Origin of the sequence: Anaeromassilibacillus sp. D41t1_190614_C2 (assembly GCF_015558525.1) — a bacterium.
Classification (GTDB): Bacteria; Bacillota; Clostridia; order Oscillospirales; family Acutalibacteraceae; genus Anaeromassilibacillus; species Anaeromassilibacillus stercoravium.
In genome coordinates, this window is record NZ_JADMOD010000003.1 from 20,837 (window position 1) to 40,685 (window position 19,849).

General features: G+C 51.2%; 27 protein-coding genes. 10 read left to right on the forward strand and 17 right to left on the reverse strand.

Annotation, left to right across the window (positions count from 1 at the left end):
• Positions 1-23: 23 nt before the first annotated feature.
• The 3 genes from guaA (I2G69_RS04270) (at position 24) to I2G69_RS04280 (ending at position 4,656) form a co-directional block, all read left to right on the forward strand.
• Positions 24-1,559: a glutamine-hydrolyzing GMP synthase gene (guaA, locus tag I2G69_RS04270; protein ID WP_087232634.1), complete on the forward strand. Its 1,536-nt coding sequence runs from the start codon at positions 24-26 to the stop codon at positions 1,557-1,559.
• Between the two features lie 243 nt (positions 1,560-1,802).
• Entirely contained in the window at positions 1,803-3,101 is a 1,299-nt protein-coding gene (guaA, locus tag I2G69_RS04275; RefSeq protein ID WP_191405574.1) for a glutamine-hydrolyzing GMP synthase, read from the forward strand.
• Positions 3,102-3,657: 556 nt separating this feature from the next.
• The gene (locus tag I2G69_RS04280; RefSeq protein ID WP_195560270.1) at positions 3,658-4,656 is read left to right on the forward strand and encodes a helix-turn-helix transcriptional regulator; all 999 of its coding nucleotides are present in this window, start codon (positions 3,658-3,660) and stop codon (positions 4,654-4,656) included.
• A gap of 92 nt (positions 4,657-4,748) precedes the next feature.
• Here I2G69_RS04280 and I2G69_RS04285 read toward each other — a convergent pair whose 3' ends face one another.
• The gene (locus I2G69_RS04285; protein WP_087235207.1) at positions 4,749-5,084 is read right to left on the reverse strand and encodes a winged helix-turn-helix transcriptional regulator; all 336 of its coding nucleotides are present in this window, start codon (positions 5,082-5,084) and stop codon (positions 4,749-4,751) included.
• A 311-nt stretch (positions 5,085-5,395) separates the two neighbouring features.
• Between I2G69_RS04285 and I2G69_RS04290 the strand changes: the two genes are divergently transcribed.
• From I2G69_RS04290 to I2G69_RS04300, 3 genes are all read left to right on the forward strand, one after another.
• Positions 5,396-6,025 (forward strand): NAD(P)-dependent oxidoreductase, encoded by a 630-nt coding sequence (locus I2G69_RS04290; protein ID WP_087235208.1) that lies wholly within the window; start codon positions 5,396-5,398, stop codon positions 6,023-6,025.
• Between the two features lie 28 nt (positions 6,026-6,053).
• Positions 6,054-6,845, forward strand: coding sequence for a hypothetical protein (locus tag I2G69_RS04295; protein WP_191395505.1), 792 nt, complete (start codon positions 6,054-6,056; stop codon positions 6,843-6,845).
• A gap of 203 nt (positions 6,846-7,048) precedes the next feature.
• Positions 7,049-7,663 (forward strand): pyridoxamine 5'-phosphate oxidase family protein, encoded by a 615-nt coding sequence (locus I2G69_RS04300; protein ID WP_195560271.1) that lies wholly within the window; start codon positions 7,049-7,051, stop codon positions 7,661-7,663.
• Between the two features lie 23 nt (positions 7,664-7,686).
• On the opposite strand, the gene I2G69_RS04305 is transcribed toward I2G69_RS04300, so the two are convergent.
• The 6 genes from I2G69_RS04305 to I2G69_RS04330 all read right to left on the reverse strand — a co-directional run bounded on the left by I2G69_RS04305 (position 7,687) and on the right by I2G69_RS04330 (position 10,629).
• Positions 7,687-8,052, reverse strand: coding sequence for a hypothetical protein (locus I2G69_RS04305; protein WP_050006185.1), 366 nt, complete (start codon positions 8,050-8,052; stop codon positions 7,687-7,689).
• Positions 8,053-8,129: 77 nt separating this feature from the next.
• Positions 8,130-8,300 (reverse strand): transposon-encoded TnpW family protein, encoded by a 171-nt coding sequence (locus I2G69_RS04310; RefSeq protein WP_430651171.1) that lies wholly within the window; start codon positions 8,298-8,300, stop codon positions 8,130-8,132.
• Between the two features lie 65 nt (positions 8,301-8,365).
• Positions 8,366-9,229, reverse strand: coding sequence for an ATP-binding protein (locus tag I2G69_RS04315; protein WP_195560272.1), 864 nt, complete (start codon positions 9,227-9,229; stop codon positions 8,366-8,368).
• Entirely contained in the window at positions 9,226-9,960 is a 735-nt protein-coding gene (locus I2G69_RS04320; protein WP_087989415.1) for a phage replisome organizer N-terminal domain-containing protein, read from the reverse strand. The genes I2G69_RS04315 and I2G69_RS04320 overlap by 4 nt, the downstream gene beginning before the upstream one ends.
• A gap of 113 nt (positions 9,961-10,073) precedes the next feature.
• A complete protein-coding gene (locus tag I2G69_RS04325) occupies positions 10,074-10,472 on the reverse strand; it encodes a cysteine-rich VLP domain-containing protein (protein WP_087221679.1) in 399 nt (132 codons plus the stop codon).
• A complete protein-coding gene (locus tag I2G69_RS04330) occupies positions 10,453-10,629 on the reverse strand; it encodes a hypothetical protein (RefSeq protein ID WP_186278418.1) in 177 nt (58 codons plus the stop codon). Before I2G69_RS04330 ends, I2G69_RS04325 begins: the two co-directional genes overlap by 20 nt.
• Positions 10,630-10,735: 106 nt before the next feature.
• On the opposite strand from I2G69_RS04330, the gene I2G69_RS04335 reads away from it, so the two are divergent.
• Together I2G69_RS04335 and I2G69_RS04340 are read left to right on the forward strand one after the other, a co-directional pair.
• Entirely contained in the window at positions 10,736-11,014 is a 279-nt protein-coding gene (locus I2G69_RS04335; RefSeq protein ID WP_003509354.1) for a type II toxin-antitoxin system RelB/DinJ family antitoxin, read from the forward strand.
• Positions 11,011-11,301, forward strand: coding sequence for a type II toxin-antitoxin system YafQ family toxin (locus I2G69_RS04340; RefSeq protein WP_027642579.1), 291 nt, complete (start codon positions 11,011-11,013; stop codon positions 11,299-11,301). Before I2G69_RS04335 ends, I2G69_RS04340 begins: the two co-directional genes overlap by 4 nt.
• A gap of 107 nt (positions 11,302-11,408) precedes the next feature.
• On the opposite strand, the gene mobQ is transcribed toward I2G69_RS04340, so the two are convergent.
• The 10 genes from mobQ to I2G69_RS04390 form a co-directional block, all read right to left on the reverse strand.
• On the reverse strand, positions 11,409-12,854 hold the full coding sequence (gene mobQ, locus I2G69_RS04345) for a MobQ family relaxase (protein WP_195560273.1): 1,446 nt from the start codon (positions 12,852-12,854) through the stop codon (positions 11,409-11,411).
• 187 nt (positions 12,855-13,041) lie between these two features.
• Positions 13,042-13,338, reverse strand: coding sequence for a DUF3847 domain-containing protein (locus I2G69_RS04350; RefSeq protein ID WP_148320268.1), 297 nt, complete (start codon positions 13,336-13,338; stop codon positions 13,042-13,044).
• Positions 13,278-13,820 (reverse strand): RNA polymerase sigma factor, encoded by a 543-nt coding sequence (locus I2G69_RS04355; protein WP_195560274.1) that lies wholly within the window; start codon positions 13,818-13,820, stop codon positions 13,278-13,280. Before I2G69_RS04355 ends, I2G69_RS04350 begins: the two co-directional genes overlap by 61 nt.
• Positions 13,817-14,278 (reverse strand): RNA polymerase sigma factor, encoded by a 462-nt coding sequence (locus I2G69_RS04360; protein WP_195560275.1) that lies wholly within the window; start codon positions 14,276-14,278, stop codon positions 13,817-13,819. Before I2G69_RS04360 ends, I2G69_RS04355 begins: the two co-directional genes overlap by 4 nt.
• A gap of 10 nt (positions 14,279-14,288) precedes the next feature.
• Positions 14,289-14,741, reverse strand: coding sequence for an RNA polymerase subunit sigma-24 (locus tag I2G69_RS04365; protein WP_195560276.1), 453 nt, complete (start codon positions 14,739-14,741; stop codon positions 14,289-14,291).
• Positions 14,742-14,844: 103 nt separating this feature from the next.
• Positions 14,845-15,258: an RNA polymerase sigma factor gene (locus I2G69_RS04370; protein WP_195560277.1), complete on the reverse strand. Its 414-nt coding sequence runs from the start codon at positions 15,256-15,258 to the stop codon at positions 14,845-14,847.
• Positions 15,259-15,736: 478 nt separating this feature from the next.
• Entirely contained in the window at positions 15,737-16,108 is a 372-nt protein-coding gene (locus tag I2G69_RS04375; RefSeq protein ID WP_195560278.1) for a metal-dependent transcriptional regulator, read from the reverse strand.
• A gap of 20 nt (positions 16,109-16,128) precedes the next feature.
• Positions 16,129-17,358, reverse strand: a complete 1,230-nt coding sequence (locus I2G69_RS04380; protein WP_330610125.1) for an ABC transporter ATP-binding protein — start codon at positions 17,356-17,358, stop codon at positions 16,129-16,131.
• 316 nt (positions 17,359-17,674) lie between these two features.
• A complete protein-coding gene (locus tag I2G69_RS04385) occupies positions 17,675-18,406 on the reverse strand; it encodes an ImmA/IrrE family metallo-endopeptidase (RefSeq protein WP_195560279.1) in 732 nt (243 codons plus the stop codon).
• Entirely contained in the window at positions 18,403-18,663 is a 261-nt protein-coding gene (locus I2G69_RS04390) for a hypothetical protein (protein WP_004611994.1), read from the reverse strand. Before I2G69_RS04390 ends, I2G69_RS04385 begins: the two co-directional genes overlap by 4 nt.
• A gap of 206 nt (positions 18,664-18,869) precedes the next feature.
• Here I2G69_RS04390 and I2G69_RS04395 point away from each other — a divergent pair, with 206 nt between their 5' ends.
• Together I2G69_RS04395 and I2G69_RS04400 are read left to right on the forward strand one after the other, a co-directional pair.
• A complete protein-coding gene (locus I2G69_RS04395; RefSeq protein WP_195560280.1) occupies positions 18,870-19,289 on the forward strand; it encodes a helix-turn-helix domain-containing protein in 420 nt (139 codons plus the stop codon).
• A 45-nt stretch (positions 19,290-19,334) separates the two neighbouring features.
• Entirely contained in the window at positions 19,335-19,844 is a 510-nt protein-coding gene (locus I2G69_RS04400) for an ImmA/IrrE family metallo-endopeptidase (RefSeq protein WP_195560281.1), read from the forward strand.
• The last annotated feature ends 5 nt before the right edge of the window (positions 19,845-19,849 follow it).

The window sequence follows — 19,849 nt, forward strand, 5'->3', positions numbered from 1 at the left end:
CAAGGAAGGGAAAAGAAATCATGCTGAAAAACGAAGCGGTTCTCATTTTGGACTTCGGCGGACAGTACAGCCAGCTAATCGCACGCCGGGTGCGCGATTGCAACGTGTACTGTGAAATCAAATCCTATAAAACCCCGGCGGAGCAGATTGCCGGGGCGGGATATAAGGGGATTATCTTTTCCGGAGGGCCCAATTCCGTCTATGCAGAGGATGCTCCGGTTTGCGATAAAAAGGTGTTCGACCTGGGAATTCCTGTTCTGGGGATTTGTTATGGAGCGCAGCTGATGGCATACCTGTTGGGAGGAAAGGTCAGCAGCTCTGAGGTGCGCGAATATGGGAAGACGCCAGTACGGGCACAGGCCAATGCAGCGTTGTTTCAAAAGGTACCGGAAGAGTCCGTCTGCTGGATGAGCCATACAGATTATATTGCAGAACCGCCAGCAGGATTTACCATCACCGCGGTGAGCGATGCCTGCCCGGTTGCGGCAATGGCAAACGAGGCCCGGCGTCTTTATGCGTTCCAGTTCCATCCGGAGGTTGAGCATACTGTATATGGAACGGATATGTTAAAAAATTTCTTGTTCCAGGTGTGCGGCTGTTCCGGTAGTTGGAAGATGGATTCCTTTGCCGAGGAGACCATCCGTCAGATCCGCGAAAAAGTAGGGGATAAGCGCGTCTTGTGCGCGTTGTCCGGAGGTGTGGATTCTTCGGTTGCAGCTGTTTTGGTGCACAAAGCGATTGGAAAAAGTCTGACTTGCATCTTTGTGGACCATGGTATGCTGCGCAAGAACGAAGGAGACGAAGTGGAGCGCGTATTCCGCCAGCAGTTTGATATGAATCTGATCCGCATCAATGCGCAGGACCGCTTTTTAAGCAAATTGGCTGGAGTGACAGAACCGGAACAGAAACGGAAGATCATTGGGGAAGAATTTATCCGTGTGTTTGAGGAAGAGTCCCGTAAGCTGGGAAAGATTGAGTTCCTCTGCCAAGGGACGATTTACCCCGATGTGGTGGAGAGCGGCACCGGAGAAGCAGCGACCATTAAAAGCCATCACAATGTGGGCGGTCTCCCAGAAGATGTAGGATTTGAAGGGATTATAGAGCCTTTGCGCGACCTCTTTAAGGATGAAGTACGCAGGGTGGGCATCGAGCTGGGCATCCCCGCAAATTTGGTTTGGCGGCAGCCGTTCCCTGGCCCGGGCCTTGGAATCCGCATTATGGGCGAAGTGACGCCGGAAAAATTGGAGATTTTAAAGGATGCGGACGCTATCTTCCGCGAGGAAGTCGCAAAAGCGGGCCTTGACCGCGATATTAACCAGTATTTTGCGGTGCTGACCGGTATGAAGAGTGTTGGCGTTATGGGGGACGGCCGTACGTACGACAATACCATTGCTTTGCGCGCTGTCACAACGACCGACTTTATGACCGCCGATTGGGCGCGTATTCCCTATGAAGTATTGGAAACCGTCAGCACACGAATTGTCAATGAGGTCGAAAATGTGAACCGGGTAGTTTATGATATAACGAGTAAACCGCCTGCCACCATTGAATACGAATAAGGTGTAATCGATTCTGCTTTTATAAAGAACCTCATCATACTATCAAGAGAAAGTATACCGTTTTCTTGATAGTGCGGTGAGGTTCTTTCTTTGAAAAGGTAAAGGGAATTTTTCAAGGCGTGTTTGTATGACTGTACCGAAAGTCGCAAAATCTGACGAATGTCCAGAAAAAATGTCCAATCCGGTTGACGCGCTCCTTTTAAATATGATACGATGAAATTACTATAAGAAGGAGGGCTTGTGATGAGACAAGATATGCTTTTGGTTGTGGATATGGGCAGCACCCGTAACACCGATGTGGCGAGGGCGATCCGTGCATTAGGCGTGTATAGTGAAATCTGCAACTACGATGTTACAGCGGAAGAGATTGCGAAAATGCCAAACGTAAAGGGCATTGTAGCAAACGGCGGGCCAAACGATGTGGTAGACGGCCAGAAGATCGGCCTATCGGATGAAATTAAGAACTGCGGATTGCCGGTTTTCACGTTTGATTACGAAGATAATGGAACGGTTCATCCGATGCCAAAAGAGGATGAGGCGATCCAAGAAGACTTGCGCAGCTTTGTATTTGATACCTGCAAGGCGCAGGCTAACTGGAATATGGAAAACTTTATTGCGGACCAAATTGAACTCATTCGCAAACAAGTAGGCGATAAAAAGGTCCTCTTGGCTTTGTCCGGCGGCGTGGATTCCTCTGTGGTTGCGGCTCTTTTGCTCAAAGCAATTGGAAGCCAGTTGACCTGTGTACATGTGAACCATGGACTATTGCGCAAGGGAGAACCAGAGCAGGTCGTTCGCGTCTTTAAGGACGAGCTTTCCGCAAATTTGATCTATGTGGATGCGACAGAGCGTTTCCTCAGCAAATTGGAGGGAGTCGCTGATCCGGAGCAGAAAAGAAAGATCATTGGGGCGGAATTTATCCGTGTGTTTGAGGAAGAGGCCCGGAAGCTCGATGGTATCGAATTCCTTGCACAGGGCACGATTTACCCGGACATTGTGGAGAGCGGAACAAAAACGGCTAAGATGGTAAAAAGCCACCACAATGTTGGGGGATTGCCCGAAGACTTGCAGTTTGAACTGGTAGAGCCGTTGAAAATGCTGTTTAAGGACGAGGTGCGCGCCTGCGGTGTAGCATTGGGATTGCCAGCCAGTATGGTATATCGCCAGCCGTTCCCAGGCCCCGGCTTGGGAGTGCGTTGCTTGGGAGCAATCACACGCGACCGCTTGGAAGCCGTACGGGAATCCGATGCGATTTTGCGTGAAGAGTTTGCCAAGGCAGGGCTAGAAGGAAAAGTATGGCAGTATTTTACAATCGTACCAGATTTTAAATCTGTTGGTGTGCGGGACAATGCGCGTTGCTTCGATTGGCCAGTCATCATCCGTGCGGTGAACACCATCGATGCCATGACCGCTCAGGTGCCTCAGTTGGATTGGGCCGTCTTGCAGACGATTACTGCTCGTATTCTACAAGAAGTAAAAGGCGTAAATCGTGTGTGCTTTGACTTATCGCCGAAACCGACCGCCACAATCGAGTGGGAATAAGCAAAAAGTGGATATGAGGGCCTGCAAAGCCGCATAAACACTGGGCTTTTGATTTTTAAATTTCCCGTTTGATAGCAGATTGATAGCACTCGCGAAATCCCGATTTATTGAGTTTGAAAAGAAAAATCGAGTGGCTTGCGAGTAGCCTGAAAATCCTCATCTTTTTATTCATAGGTAAAAGGTCTAACTGATTTTTGCTGATCAGTTAGACCCTTTTTGTCATAAAGGAAACCACTCGCTGGGCGAGTGGTTGGTAGTGTCAAGGATTTTTCGCATAAGCGTATGTAGACTCTGGGATGAATGAAGTCAGCCAGCAATGGAGGCATCCTCCAAGTTCGCCTACAGGTGCTTCATGTTCATGTACTTCTTGTTGTATGATCGATTATATACTCTATGACTTTAGAATTTATATAAATGGATATTAATGAATAGAGACCAGGCGAAAAAATAATCAGTGCATCACAATCCTCTCAATCAAAGCAAGTATGATCAAGCGGCGATATCTATATGCTCTTATAATTGGAGTATATAGATATTAAAACGAGGTGAAGAAAGAATGTTTGAGTGGCAAAAACAGATCCAGATAATCGTTGATGAGATTGATAAATGTATAAAATATAATCATGACGAGGTATTGACATTGCAATACCTTTCGCATAAGTTGGGCTATTCTGAATTTCATACTACCAGGAAATTCAAAGAAATAACTGGGATGCAATTTAGGGATTATTTGCGGCATAGAAAGCTAGCCTTTGCATTAAAAGAGGTTCGTGATAGCGATAAGAGCATGTTGGATATTGCTTTCACATATGGTTTTTCATCCCATGAAGCTTTTACTAGAGCTTTCAAAAAAGCTTACGGTATAACGCCAAGTAAATATCGGAAAGACCCCAGACCGGTTGTTCTCCGGACCAAAATAAGTGCTTTTGACCGTTATTTTTTTGGATTAGGAGAAATCGGGATGATGCATTCTACAGACGGTATACAAATTTATTTTATAACGATCCCCGCACACAAATTTTTGCATATCAAAAATTATGAAAGTAACGGATATTGGGATTTCTGGCAGAAACAAAATCAAATTCCAGGGCAGGACCATGAAACAATTTGCGGCTTGCTCGACAGCATCAAGGGCAAATTAGACGATAGAGGCGGGAGCGAAATCAACTGTAGAAGCGGTCAGATTATGGCTTATATCAACGACCCAAAAGGTAGACTATGTGATTGGGGGTTTCTGCGTACAGAATGTTGGGGCGTACGGCTTCCTTCTAATTATAAAGGAGAAGTACCGCCACAAATGTTTTTAATTGACATTCCTGAAGCTGAGTATATTGTCTTTGAGCATGGACCATTTCAGTATGAACAAGAAAATTGCAGCGTAGAGCAAAAAATCGAAACGGCCATGGCTAATTTTGATTATGCGGCTGCTAATTGCTGTCTAGATACATCACCAGGCAGAATTATGTATTTTTATTATAACCCAGAACAATATTTCAAATATATCAGGCCTATACAGAATTTGAAGGAAAATGTTAGCACATCCAATGAAACATAAAAGTTCATTTTATACAGTAAACAGCCCCCATTTATCAGCCAATATAGCATACTGATAAATAGGGGCTGTTCGAAAATGAATACCCGCTTGTTTCAATTCATAGAGGCTTTATATCCTTCGCCCCAATTCCACATTGCATCAAGGATGGGTTTTAGACTTTGGCCGAGTTCCGTCAGCGAGTATTCTACTCTTGGCGGCACCTCTGCATAAACTTTGCGGTTGACAAGGCCACTTTCTTCCATATCCCGAAGCTGTGCAGTCAGCACTTTTTGAGATACGCTGCCGATGGACTTTTTCAACTCTCCAAAGCGTTTTTTGCCAGGAAGCAAATCACGGAGGATGAGTACCTTCCACTTATCACCGATAAGAGTTAATGTAGTTTCCACCGGGCAGGCTGGCAAATCTTTTCCCACAGTCCCTTTGCTCATACATAATCCTCCTTGTTTTAGTTTCTTTTTGCAATTTAGGATCTAATTCTACTATACGACTTAATTATATAGCAATATGCAAAAGTATACAATGGCAAAAAAGAAAAATTGTTGAGAAGTTTTTACTGTTTTAAAGTCATTAACTCCAGGCATCACGCAATAGTATCCTTTTGGTAACTACGGCACAATAAAGTGCTTACTTTACGAGAGGAATCTACATGCATATAATATAGTCAAGAGCTACAGAGAGCGGCCACTCTAAGACTCATAAGCAATGATAACAACTGAACAAATGCAAGGAGGAACATAAAATGAAAATCGCAGTTGTTTGTGCAAATGGAAAAGCTGGTAAGCTTATCGTGAAGGAAGCTGTGGATAGAGGTCTCGATGTGACTGCTATTGTGCGTGGAGAGAATCATACAGCAGCGAAACACGTTTTGAAAAAGGATCTGTTTGATCTGATGGCCGCTGATCTGGAGGAATTTGATGTCGTGATCGATGCATTTGGTACCTGGGCTGAGGAAACCCTTCCTCAGCACAGCACTTCCCTGAAACATCTGTGTGATGTGCTTTCTGGCACAAGTACCCGCTTATTGGTGGTCGGAGGCGCAGGCAGCCTGTACGTCAACCCAGAACACACCGCCTGTGTAGCGGATGGACCGAATTTCCCTGATATGTTTAAACCTCTTGCTGCGGCAATGGCAAAGGCCCTCGGAGAACTGCGTCAGAGAAAGGATGTCCAATGGACTTATATTAGCCCAGCCGGTGATTTCCAGGCCGAAGGCGATAGGACTGGAAAGTATATTCTTGGAGGAGAAGAACTGGTGCTTAATTCCAAGGGCGAAAGCGTTATCAGTTATGCCGACTATGCCATCGCCATGATTGATGAGGCAACCAAAGGAAATCACATTCAGGAACGTATCAGCGTTGTTGCGGAATAAGTGCTGTACCCATAAGGAGGATCTTCTCATGAACAAGAATACATTTCAAACTGTGAAGCTCGAAAAGGGCGAGTTCAATATTTATGATTTTGGCACAGTTAAATTGCATGCCTATAAGACCAACGATTTTATTGACGATGAAGTGTTCATTGTTGAAAAGATGGGTAAGGCCGTTGTCATTGAGTCGCCCTGCTTTTTTGAAAACATCTGGGAACTGACAGATTATCTGAAAAATCTTCAGGTGGAAGGAGTACTGGTGGCGTACCACGGCGCGGGCGCAACCTTCTTGCCGGATGTTCCCAAATATGCCACGCAAAATGCGGTGGATTACTCAAAGAATGGCGGCGGAAAGGCTCTGGTGGATCAATTCGCAGGGGCATTCGGTGAGATCTTCGACCATTCGATCCATCCGATTACGAATATCATCGGGGAAGGAAAGGTAACCATCGGCGGGATTGATTTCAACATCAAGCAGACGGGCGAGGCTTTTGATGTGGAGATTCCCGAGATCCATGCAGTGTATACCCATATGCTCGGCCACGCTTGCCATTCCATCGTAGCTGGGGCCGCACATGCCGATGCAATGATTGCAGAATTGAAAAAGTATATCCAAAAGGAGTATGACTTGATCCTGACTTCCCACTATACCCCGGAAGATTTGAAAGATGCGGACACCAAAATCGCTTATTTGGAAAACCTGAAAGCAATTGCAGCAGACTGCGGCAGCGCTGAAGAATTTAAGGCGGCTGTACAAAAACAGTATCCGAACTACAGCGGTGAAAATTACCTGGACATGACGGCAGGCTTTTTCTTTTCCTAAATATCTGCGCGCTGGCTATGAAAATATTTCCCGATCATACGTACAAGCTCGTTATTGATCGTTCAGATTAAAAAGATATGTCGGGAAGGAACTCCGGATGGCTTGTGGCGATGGGGTTCCTTCCCCATTTCCATCCAATCCTAGCAAAAGGGAAAGGATGGCTCAAAACTTTTACTTGATGCTTTTAACAGGAGAAAAGGAATATGGATAGCAGGGAATATTTGTATTTTGTACAAAAAGAGATCCATTCGACGGTGATGGCAACGGTGGATAATGATGGGTTTCCTGTGACCTGTGCGATTGATATAATGGACTGTGATGGCAAGAGTTTATATTTCCTGACCGCCCGCGGAAAAAGCCTTTACGGCCGGCTAAACAAGCAAGGTTATGTAGCATTGACCGGTATGAAGGGACGAGATACTCTGTCCTGTGTAGCGGTCTCGATCCGCGGTAAGGTGCGGGAATTGGGCGCGGAACCGCTCCCTAAACTGTTTGGGAAAAATCCATACATGAGCGAAATCTATCCTACGGAACAGTCCCGAAGCGCGTTAACGGTGTTTCAAATTTACGAAGGAACTGGCGAGTGGTTTGACCTCTCGCAAAAGCCTATTGAACGGGCGAGCTTTGTCTTTGGGAAAACCGAGGTGGAAAAAGAGGGATACTTTATTACAAAGGCCTGTACCGGCTGTCGCATTTGCGAAGCAGTTTGCCCACAACGCTGTATTGATTTTGCGGTTATCCCCGAAACGAGTTGTCAAGGACTTTTTAATCAAATTCACAAAAAAGCCACAAAAAAAGTGCCAGGAAGCAGATTTTAGCTCCTGACACTTTGGCGGATGGGTTATTTTCTCCTGCTTAACAGTTCGTCGCAAAGGTACGCATATTCCGGCAGTTGGTCGATATAGGGTTTCCAGCGCCGCTTAATCTCGGCCAGTTCCAGCGGATCGGCGTCCTCGAAGTCATGGTCGTTTCCGGTCATTCCAAAAACATCCAGTGCTATATCATTCAAGCACTCATTACAAAGACCGGCAGCGGACTCTATCCAGTTGCCGGTGTCAATATAGACCGGGTCGATAGATATTGCCAGCCACACATAGCCGACCTTATCCGACCAAACCAAATCATAAGCGGTCATCTGCCGGATATGTTTCTCAAACACTTTGCGGACGCGCTCAATCTCATTTTTCTCTTTTTCTGTGTACAGCATTTTCATGTCCTCCTTGGCTAAAGTTTTGGTGTGTACCATCATCAGTTTAACACAAGGCGGCTGGCTTTATCAGCCGGTCACATCTGCTGTATCTCGTTTTTGAGCATACGCTTGATTTTGTCGCTCATGGTTTCGGTGCTGGTATTGCTGAAATGGACGCGCACCTTGTAGGTGGTCTTGCCGATTTTCTTTACCAGCGCGGGGGCGTCCTCCGGCGCTCTGGCGGGGGTGGTGCCTGCGGTCTGCATGGTACGGGTTTCTTTGTTCATGGCGCTCCTTTCTCCGGGCGGGGCTGCGCCGTCCGGCAAAACAATCAATCGCTCTTACGGTTTACAATGTCTTTCGCCGCCTGCTTAGTGGCCCCGGCGTTTTCCTCCCGGAAGTTCTTCCCGGCAAAGAGGATCGGGGCGCACCGTTCCAGGATGCGGTCATAGATACGGGCATGGGCCAGGTCGGGCGGGTTCTTGAGTTCGGCCAGCTTCAGGTTGGTGGTGATTATCATGGGCCTGCGGCTGCGGTAGCGGCTGTCAATGACGAAAAACATCTGCTCCATCGCATACTCGGTGCTGCGCTCCACACCCAAATCGTCAATGATGAGCAGGTCGTACTCGTCAAAGCTGGCGATAAAGTCGGCCCTGTCATCGGAGAACATCCCCGTCAGGCGGTTCAGGATGGTGGGAAAGTTCGTCATCAGCACCGGCACATCCCGGTCAAGCAGGGCGTTGGCGATACAACCGGCGAAAAAGGACTTGCCGGTTCCCACATCCCCAAACAGCAGCAGGCCAGTGTTGTTTCGGTATGCCTCCTTCCAGTTCTCCACATAGGCGCGGGCCTTGTCCATCAGAGGATTTTGGCCGTTGTCGTTGGCAAAGGTGTAGTCGTACAGATAGCGGTCTTGCAGGCCCTGGGCCTTCCGGCGCTTGATACGCTCCATGCGGCGCTGCCGTTCCTCGGCGGCTTTGCGCTGTTCCTCGGCCTCCCGCTGGCACTGGCAGATACAGCGGGGCATGAAGTAGCCGGGTTTCCCAAAGCATGGCACAACGGTCTGCCTCTGGCCGCCGCACCTCTTACAGTGAATGAGGCCGTCTGCCGGGTCTATGTACTCGTCCCCGGCCAGTTCCACACCGGCGGCTGCCTTGTCGATCAGCGCCCGGATTTCTGCGGTAATCTCCATCATACGGTTTCATCCTCCTTTACGCTGTAATCCCGGTTGCGGGTGGGCGGGGCCGCCTTTTTCGCGTCCTCACCGGCCCAGCGCCGGATGGTGGCGGCATGGCTTTGATACCGCTTGCCGGTAGAAGCCATATACTCGGACAGCTTTTCGATGTACTGGCCCCATACGGTGGGAAAACTGGCCTGCAAGTCCGCCAGTTCCTCGTCCGTCAGGAAAACATTCTGGTAACGGCCATAGGCGCGGGCGGGGCGTCCCTTCTCTATCTCTCTCTTTATCTCTATCTCTTTCTCTAACTCTATCTCTATCTCTGGTGGACGAATGTCGGACAAATGTCCGCCGTTTGTCCGAGGCGCGGAAAGAGCCTTGTTTTGAAGCCTCGCTGCCCGCTTTCGCTCGGCCTCGGTGGAGGACTGTCCGATCAGCAGTTCGATATTGCTCATGTAAAAAGTGCCGCTGTCCAGCACTTCCACAAGGCCCAGCTTCAGGAAGATTTGCAAGGCCCTCTCCACAGTGCCAATCTGCTGGCGGGTGATGGTGGCGATCATCTGCGCTGTGTAGGGGATATTCTCGTCAAGCTGGAGCCGCCCGCCGTGTTTCAGGGATTTCAGATACAGCTTGAGCAGGATATTGGAGTACAGCACACCGTCCTGCATACTTTCCAGCAGCACGATGGAGTCATCGTCAAAATAGTTTTCTTTGAGTTTCAGGTAGTAATATTTTCGATTGTCTGACATGGGTTCCTCCTTGGGGTTCGTTTTGGGCTTCTGTACGCATTTAGAGGGCCGTTTTGGGGGGCAGAGGATAAATCTATCAGGCCCCCGCCGACACCCTCGAAAAAGTCCTTGATTTACAAGGGGTTTTCGGCCCCTAAAGCGTGACACTTAGCCCTCTGTTTGCGCTTGCGCTGGGCGGCCTTGATACGCTTCATGCGCCCGGCACATTCCGGGCAGTATTTGGCCCGGTTGGAGCCGGGGGTGAACAGCGCCCCGCAGACGGCGCACCGCTTGGCGTCCAGGCGGTGGAACAGGGCCGTTTCCAGTTCTCTGTCCAGCGGCAGCACCGCCGCCCGGAACCACCGGCACAACAGGGAGTAGGAAATGGACTGGACGCAGACACATTCCTCCCCATCGTCCAGCGCGATACAGTTGCCGCCGTCATAGTTGCAGCACTCATGTACCAGCCGCCGCGCTCTGCGGTACTGGCGGTAGTCCATGACGGGGATGGGTTCAGGCTTGCTTTTCTTCATGCTGGCACTTCCCACACCCGCCGCAGTTGTCGCAGCCGTGGCAGGCATGGGCCTCCGGCTCCGGGCCGGTGGGCGCGTCTGCCGGTTCCGGCTGCAAGAGGGCAAGGGGCAGGCGAATATTCAGGTGGACAGTGACGGGTAAAATAATCTGCTTCATACAGTGACCTCCTTCCATGAATTTACTGTTAAATATTCGTGCAAAGTATTGCTTTCTTCGTGCAAATGGCATATACTAAAAGTACCAGCAGAAAGGGGTTGATGATATGGCTGGAAATACCACAAACATCAGTATCCGCATGGACGCGGATTTGAAGGCACAGGCCGACGCCCTGTTTGCGGAACTCGGCATGAATTTATCCACGGCGTTCAACATCTTCGTGCGCCAGTCGCTTCGTGAGGGCGGCATTCCCTTTGAAGTGAAGCTGGAACAGCCCAACAAGGAAACGATTGCTGCCATGCTGGAAGCGGAAAGGATTGCAAAAGACCCGTCTGTAAAGGGCTACAATGACCTTGACGAGTTGTTTGCCGACCTGAAAAAATGAGGAAAACAAAGTACACCGTCAAGTACACAACCGGCTTTAAGAAGGACTACAAACGGGCGATCAAGCGCGGCCTGAAGATTGAATTGCTGGAGCAGGTCGTGGCGCTGCTGGCGATGGGTGAACCGCTGCCGGAGAAGAACCGCGATCACGATCTGTCCGGCGATTGGGTGGGCCATCGGGAATGTCACATCCTCCCGGATTGGCTGCTCATTTACCGCATCGAGGATGATGTGCTGGTTCTGACGCTTGCCCGCACCGGGTCGCACAGCGACTTGTTCGGCAAATAAACCGTCTGCCGCCGTATGGGTGAAACCTGTACGGCGGTTTTTCTGTGTGTAAAAGGGTGTCGTGAAACGCGACGCACCTCAAAGGGGTCGCCAAAACGCCGTACCCTTTACCGCTCCGGCCCCCGGTCGCGGGGCTTGTCCCGTTCCTGGCGGGCCAGTTGGTCGGCGGCCTTGCGGAGCCGTTCCACAGCTTTCAGCTCCTCCCGCATGGCTTTCATGTCGATGCTGTCTACCTGTTTCTGGGCGGTCAGCAGGTCGATCTCACGCCGCCATTCCTTCGGGTTGATTTCTTCGCCGCTGGCTTTCAGTTCTTTCAGATACCGGGCCGCCGCGTCATAGAGGATCAGTTCCCGGCTGTGGCGCTGCTCGAACAGTTCCCGTTTCTCCGGCTTCACCTTGGCAAACTGCTTATGGACGGTCTTGTACTCGTTGTACTGCGCCCACATCTCCCCCCGCTCCGTGAGGACAGCGATCCGGCGCTCGGCCTTAACGATCTCTCGCCGCAGGTCATAGTAGCGGGTATTCATGTCGGCAATTTTTTCATGGAGCTGCTGCATGGATTGGATGCCGTTGGCATTCAGGAAATTGAACAGGGCGGCGCTCTCCTGCAAAGCCCGTATCTTGCCGGTGCGGGTGTCAGGCCGCTTGAGCTGCTGCTGGGTCTCCCACAAGTCAACCATGCTGGGCTGCTGGCCCTCCGGCTTCTCGGCCTCGGCCTTAGACCAGTTGTAGAGGCGGGTAATGCGGGCCTTGATTTCTTTCAGCAGCTTGTTGTCGGCGGCGATCTGCCGGTTGACTTCCCCCTTGTCTGTGCGGATACCGCGCTTCTCCATCTGGCTGGCCGCTGGCCCCAGGTGGACAGAGGGGATTTTATCAATGCCACGGCGCTTGTAGCTGCGGTGGTCTACCAATGCAGGCTGACCGGCGGCCTCCAATGCCCGGTTGGTATAGGCCGCCCATGCCGCCCGCCAAATCTCCACATTCCCTTTGTCGTTCCAGTCGGTGGTGTCCTCCCGGTGGTTCTTCCAGCCGCCTTTCCCATCCGGGATACGCTGGCCGTTCTCGTCCAGGTCGTATGCCTTGCGGCACTTTGCGCCCCATGCGCCATTTTCTTTCAGGGGCCGGACGGTCAGCATGATATGAACATGGGGGTTGCCGGTTCCCTTGTCATGGATGGCGAAGTCGGCGCACATCCCCTTGTCCACAAAGTTGTCCTTTACATAGGCCCGGACAAGGGCAAGCTGCTGTTCCCTGGACAGTTCGCGGGGCAGGGCCGCCTCAATCTCGCGGGCAAGCTGGCTGTCCCTGGCTTTCTCGATCTGCTCCACACTGTTCCAGAGGGTGGAGCGGTCTGCAAACTCCGGCGGGGCGTGGGCGGGCAGCATGATTTCCGCATGGACAACGCCGCCTTTCCGGGTGTAATCATGGGTCAGGCCGTCCCATTCATTCGTCAGCTTGGTTCCGCTTCGGTAGGCGGCTGCGGCAACAGCGGAACGGCCCTCGCTGCGCTTGATGATACTGACGGGGATATGGCAAAAATCTATGAGTGGCACCTCCTTTCGGCGGGGATATTTCAGGCTCCGTGGAGCCGAACAGACGCGAAGCGGGTGTTTGGCTGCGCGGGGCGCACAAGGGGTTTGGGGAGTGTAGCTCCCCATCGCGGACGAAGTACGCAACAGCCCCCGGCAGGGCGCACGACACCGGCAACGGTGTATAAGTGCGCCCTTGTAAACAAGGGACTTACGGCTTGTCCCCGGATTTCGGCAGTTTTGCGGCCAGTTCCGCCGCCCCCGGAAGATGGGACAGGGCAATCAGGAACGCCTTGACCTCTACGCCGGGAAGGTCGGAGGCCAGAGGAAAAATGCCCTCCAAAATGGCCCCGCGCTCAATTAGGCGGCGGGTGCGGGCCTTGCGTTCCTCATTGCGCTGCTTGTTCTCCAAAATCTTCTGGCGGTTCTCAAGCTGCCGGATCTCCTTCAGGACTTCTTCGCGCTCGTCTTTTTTCTGTTTCGCTTGGGCGGTAATTTCTTTGTGCATATCGCGTCCTCCTTCAGCGGCTCCATCCAGCCGCGCTTGATAAAATATTTCCGTAGTTTCAAAATGGCGTCCCGGACGGTATTGGTAACAAGGCTCACACTGGCAATCCCCTCGTCCTCCGCAATCTCCCGGTACTTCTTGCCCTCCACAAAACGGGCGTGCAGGCGGCGGGCCTGCGTGGGCGTTAAGGTGGCAAGGGCCTCCCGGAGCCGCTGCAACATCAATTCATGGGCTTCTTCTTGTTCCCGGCGTGTTTCTTCTTCCAGCAGAGTGTCCTCAGCGGAGAGGGCATGAGAGAGCAGGTGGTATTCCAGACCGGGGGAATAGTCCATCGAGTAAGTATGGCTCCATAGCCGCTGCTCGGAGTTGTGGTCGGTGCGCCATTCCTCCGCGATGGCGTCGGCGATCTCGTCCGGCAGTTCGATGAAGGTGTCTGTTTCGTAGAGGGGGTAATAATACTTTTTCAGGTTGATGGTTTTCATAGGCCGCTTGTCCATTTCCGGCGCATGAAGTACCGGCGCAGCCGCCGGAGCGCCGCATGGATGGACTTCCCCGCCTGGGATGGAGTGATACCTTCCATCGCGGCAATGTCCTTCACTTTCATCCCCAGCATATACCGGGCATGGACGCGGCGGGCCTGCGCTGGGGTCAGAGAGGAAATGGCCTCATAGAGCCGCCGGAGCAGTTCAGCATATTCGGCCTGCGCCTCCTTTTCCATCAGGCAATCCTCCGGCGATGGCTGCGCCCAGCCGATGGCGGCATTCTCAATCCCATCATCGCAGTCAAGGGAGTAAAACGCCTTGTAGCGGTACATCTTGCGCTCCCTGGCGGCCTCGGCCCGCTTGTCCAGCAGGAACGCTTCAACGATTTCATCTGACACCTCCACAAAAGTGTCCTCGGTGCAGAACGGGTAATACTGTTTGAGGTTGATCGTCTGCATAGGCCCGCCCTCACTCTGCCGGGAAAAGGCAGTCATAGCAGCGGCGCATATTCCGCAGGCCCCGCCGGATGGCAACGCTGACCTTGCTGCTGTCTACGCCCTCCCTCCGGGAGATTTCCGGCTGGCTGATACCGGCGATGTAGTAGGCCCGGACGCGACGGGCCTGTGTCGGGGTGGCATGGGCCAGGGCTTCCGGCAAGGCGGCCAGCAGCCGCAGATGGGCGGCCCGTTCCTCGCGCTCCAAAAGGATTTCCTCCGGCGATCTGCCGTGTTCCAGCGCGTAGTTCTCCGCCCAGCTATATGCGTCCAGGGAGTACCAGGCGCGGTGGTAGACCTTCCGGCGCTCATAGTTGTTCATCTCGCGCTGGGCCTGCCGCATGGCCTCCCAAACCTCGTCACTGACCTCTACAAACTCGTCGTGCCGGTAGTGGGGATAAATCCACCGCAGATTGATGGTTTTCATAGGCTTACCTCCTGAAAATGGGAGAGGCGGGCAGCTTGTCCGCTGTCCGCCTCCCGCTGGGATAAGGGAAACAATCCCTTTCACCTGGTAGCCCGAAAAGGGGTCATTCGTATGGGTGGTTTCTCAAAATTTTTTTGAAAATTTTTCTGACCGCTTCAATGGAGCCTTGCACCGAACTCTTGGAGCAGCCGCACAGGGCAGCGATCTCCGAAAAAGTCAGCCCGTCCAGGGCATAGAGCAGGAACCGGCGGCGCTGTGCCTCGGTGCAGGTATCCAGGACGGCCATCAGCTCGCCCAGCGTTTCCATGCGGCAAAGGTAGTCCTCCAGCGTTTCGCCGTAGATACCCGCGCCCTCGGTGGCAACTATGTATTCGTCAAACTCCCGGCCATCCCAATGCCGCCGCTGCTCATGGGACAGGTTCTCGGCTTTGTGGTCAGCCCGGTCAAGAAATTCATAGACTTCCAGCGTGACCTCCACGGCCACAGCTTGTCCGTTGTAATGGATGGTGACTTCCATCGGCCTTTCCTCCGTTCAGATTTTTGCGGGAAAATCTGAACGGAGCGGCGGGGAGCGGCACCGGGGACAGGGTTCAGGCCATGTTGACCCGATGTTCCATCCCCACAGGTATGAAAAAGCGCCCGGACAGCATGAAGCTATTCGAGCGCAAAAAATACGGTATTCAGTTACATTGTGACAATTTTCGCACTGGCTGCCAGACGGGGCCTGTTCGGTGGCCGGGCTTTTTTTGACGATAGTGCAAACATCGTCTGAATTTGTCGGCGGTCAGTGTGCTTCATGGCGGCTCCCTCCTAAAGCCGCCGTGTCAGCGTGTAGGCGTCACTCCTTTGTCGAGGGCATAAGGAACGGCGGCCTTGATGTTACTCAAAACCGCCGCAGTACCCTGAAAATCCATTATGGGCGCACGAAGCTGCCTGCCCTGCAACGGTTTTTTCTTTCCCCGTCTGGCGGGGCAGGATAGCTTGTCTTATTCGGTTTATTCTTGGTCTTGTGCGGCTGCCTCTTTCAGCCGCGAAAAGCTCTCATCGCTGATGATGTGTTCAATCCGGCAGGCATCGGCCTCCGCAGTTTTTGGGTCAACGCCTGCCGCGATAAGTTGCTCGGTAAAAAAGCAATGGCGCTCATAGATTTTTTCGGCAACCTCGCGGCCCACATCGGTCAGATGGAGAAAGTGATCCTTGTCCATCGTGAGAAAGCCGCCGTCCCGCAGGGTCGCCACCGCATGGCACACGCTGGGCTTTGACACCTCCATGTGCCGGGCCACATCTACGGAGCGTACCATACCGAGTTTCTTTTGGAGAACAAGGATGGTTTCCAGGTAGTCCTCCCCGGACGCATGAAGTTTCATCAGTACCTCCTTATTACGAATTAAACGCTTAACTTCCAATTTGCAGAAGCTGTCTGTAAATCGACCAGTCTATGATAGAGGCCATTTTCTTTCATAAGTTCTTCGTGAGTCCCGTTTTCGGCTACAATACCATCTGACAATACAACAATGTTATCGGCAGCCTCCACCGTCCTCATTCGATGAGCGATAATAAGAACCGTCTTGCCTTTTACCAGCCTGGATATTGCGTTTTGAATTTCAGTTTCGTTATCTACATCAAGAGAAGCAGTAGCTTCATCGAGAAGAATAACAGGAGCATCTTTCAAAAGAGCGCGTGCGATGGAAAGCCGCTGGCATTCACCGCCTGATAGCGTAGAGCCGTTTTCTCCAATCACTGTCTGATAGCCGTCAGGTAATTTTGAAATAAATTCATCACACTGCGCTGCTTTAGCTGCGACAATCACTTCCTCGTCCGTAGCGTCCTTTTTGCCAACGCGAATATTTTCCATGATGGTGTTATTAAACAGCACAACATCTTGAAAAACGATAGAGAAGTTTTTCATCAACATGGTTGAATTTAGCGGAGCAATATCGGTTCCACCCAACAATATTCTTCCTCCGTCCAGAGGATAAAATTTGGCTGCCAGTTTTGCGACTGTACTTTTGCCGCCGCCGGACGGGCCAACCAATGCCGTGACCTGTCCCTGTTTTGCAGTAAACGAAACATCCTTCAGTACCGGTTTGCCCTTTTCGTAAGAAAACTGGACATGATCGAATGTAATATCGTACCCGTTTGTATGGATATTCTTCTCGCCGGTTTCTTCCGGGTATTCCTCTATTTCTTTCAAACGGTTTACCTGAAGCTGTACAGAGAACAGCTCCGCCATATTTGACATCGCCCCGGAAAGCGGATCATAAAGGCGGGAGGCAGCAATCAAAAACAGAATATAGGTAAACAGAGAGGTACCTCCACTTACCACAAGACCGTTACCTACTACAATCACCGTTGCCAAACCGAGCCGTAAAAACATCTGGCCGGTTGTCAGCAGACTTGCCGTTGTCATTTCGGATGAAATTTGTGCTTTTTCTGCGGCATCCATCTTTGCGTCCAATTTGCGAAGATAATCTTCTTCCTGATTGCAGGCTTTTATATCCTGTACAGTTTCCAAACACTCCTGAATACCCTCTGCAAGCTCCAGTCTGGCGTTCATGTGTTTTTGGTTGAGTTTTTCCTGCCATTTCCGTGACAGAATAACGATTGCAAATGAAATCGGAGCTAGGAAGACTCACCAATCAGCGGCTCCACAGCACAGCTATCATATATTGAATTGTATTTGTTATCTCCTTACCTTCTGTGAAGGTGGAGCAATAACCGTCTCATACTGATCACATCGAACACGGTTTCCCGGCCACAGGCTTTGCACTTGGCCTGTATGTGACCACGGGAATCCTCGAATACGGCGATAGCGTTATGCCCACAATAGGGACACTTCACCATACGCATCTTCTGGTTTACAATGGCGCTTCGCGCCCTGCGGATTTTCTCCTGCATCTCAGGTGAAGGCTCTGAGACACGAATGCTTTTCTTCATGCCCATACCTCCAACGGATCGCTATACTCACTGTATGGCCGGGTTTCCAAGTGGCCGAGCTGTTTCAGCCGGATGACGGCGGCTGTCTTGGAAACGCCGAACTGCTGGCAGATCATATCAAGGGCAACCTTATCCCAATAGGCATAGGTGCCATCATAGCTGATGAGCTTCCGCCCCCTGGCATAGTATGCAACGGCAAGATCGATTTCCCGCTGGGGCATCAGGATGGCCGCGCCTAAGACATTGGCTTGCCATTCATTCCAGTCCTCGCGGGTCTTTAGTTCCCGGAGCGAATAGGCTGTCCGGGCGGAGTATTTCCGCCGACAAGCTTCCCGGATTTTGTCTGTCTCCATCTGGAACAGGATTTGATGAGCGCACTCATGGGCAAGTGTAAACCGCCGTTTCCCGCAGAGCTTGCGAACCTGTGAAGGCTCGATAAAGTTCCTATCCATCAGGACTTCGTTTCGGTGCAGCGGGATTTTGCGCTGAAAGCCTCTGTCCTCCACGATGTACTCGGTATCGGTGTAAGCTGTCAGTCCGCAGATGCTTCCGTCCTCAGACAGATAAGCGAACGAAACATTCAGGTCGAGATATTCACGGGCAAACTGGTCAATCGGCGTACCGCGAGGCAATCGCCTCCCATCCGTATCGGGTCCGAAAAAGAACTCGTTAAAATCTTTTGTAACCGCCGCAGCGATTTCTTCAATCTCTTTGTGCGATAAAATCATCTGGCTCCCTCCTTTGCTTCTACAAACCATTTTGTTCCCTCCTGAAAGAGGTACGATTCCCTCCCACGGATCATCACAGTATAACGAATACCGCCGCCTCCAACTTTTTTAGAAGCTGCACGGCATTTGTACAGGATTTGGTCAATCTGAAAAATCAGGCCGTTTTCCCAGCGGATGAACCGGGGATGACATACTCCTTCTTCGTCAACATCCAAGTTGACCGAAACATACGCCTTCCGGCAATGTGTGTTCGTCATAGCCTACCTCCTATTGTCCTGAAAGTTACGCAAAACCGCGCATAACTCGTTTGTTTCTGTTGACACCCGCACTGTTCGTGTGGTATCATTAACACGAACGGTACTTTCGTGTTTGCAAAGAGTATAGCACGAACGAAATTTTCGTGTCAACCACTTTAGCGAAACTTCTGTTCGTGTTCACAAAAATTTTTAGAAAGAGGTGCCTTATGAGCTTCAAGGACAGACTAAGGGAAAAAAGGTTGGAAGCGAATCTCACACAGGTGCAGCTTGCGGAAAAAGTGTCGATAAGCGCAAGGACTATTCAGAATTATGAGTTGGGTACCCGCAAGCCTACGAAGTACGAGGTTGTCGAGAAATTAGCGACGGTTTTAGACACCACTCCTGAGTATCTGCTTGGGCAAAGTGGAATGCTTGTTGTCGCGGCGCATGAGAAGGGTGGCTCCAAAGCAGCCAAAGATATAGATGAGCTTGTCAGTGAAGTGACTGGTATGTTCGCCGGTGGTCGGCTCAGTGACGAAGCGCTCGATGGCGCGATGAAGGCGCTGAACGAAGCCTATTGGATTGCCAAAGAGAAAAACAAGAAATACACTCCAAAGAAATACCGTAAGGGGACAAGCGAACAGTGAGGCTATTCGCTGTTTGCGATGCCCCCATCAGCGGGAGGTGAGACGATGAATGCTGAAAATTTCTCGAAGGTCGGCAGCAGGCTTGTAAAGCGCTGCGGAACGCGAGATCCATTTAGCATAGCGCGGCAGCTTGGCATTGAAGTCCTGTTCTGTGAGGACTTCGGCCCTCTGAAAGGGATGTATCGGGTGATCAAGCGCAGCCGTTTTATCTTCATAAACGAAAACCTAAGCGGTCAGATGCAACGGATCGTCTGCGCTCACGAGCTTGGGCATGACCAGTTGCACCGCAATCTGGCGAAAGGAAGCGCAATACAGGAGTTCATGTTGTACGACATGACCACAAAGCCGGAGTATGAGGCAAACATCGTCGCAGCAGAAATCCTGCTCGACACTGATGAGATCCTTGAGTACATCTATGGCTATGGCTATACATCCGAACAGATCGCACGGGCGATGGAAACGGACATTAACCTTGTCGCATTGAAAATCGCCCACTTGGCGGAAACCGGGTATGACCTCCGGCGCATTGAACATAAGAGCGACTTCCTGAAATAAAGACT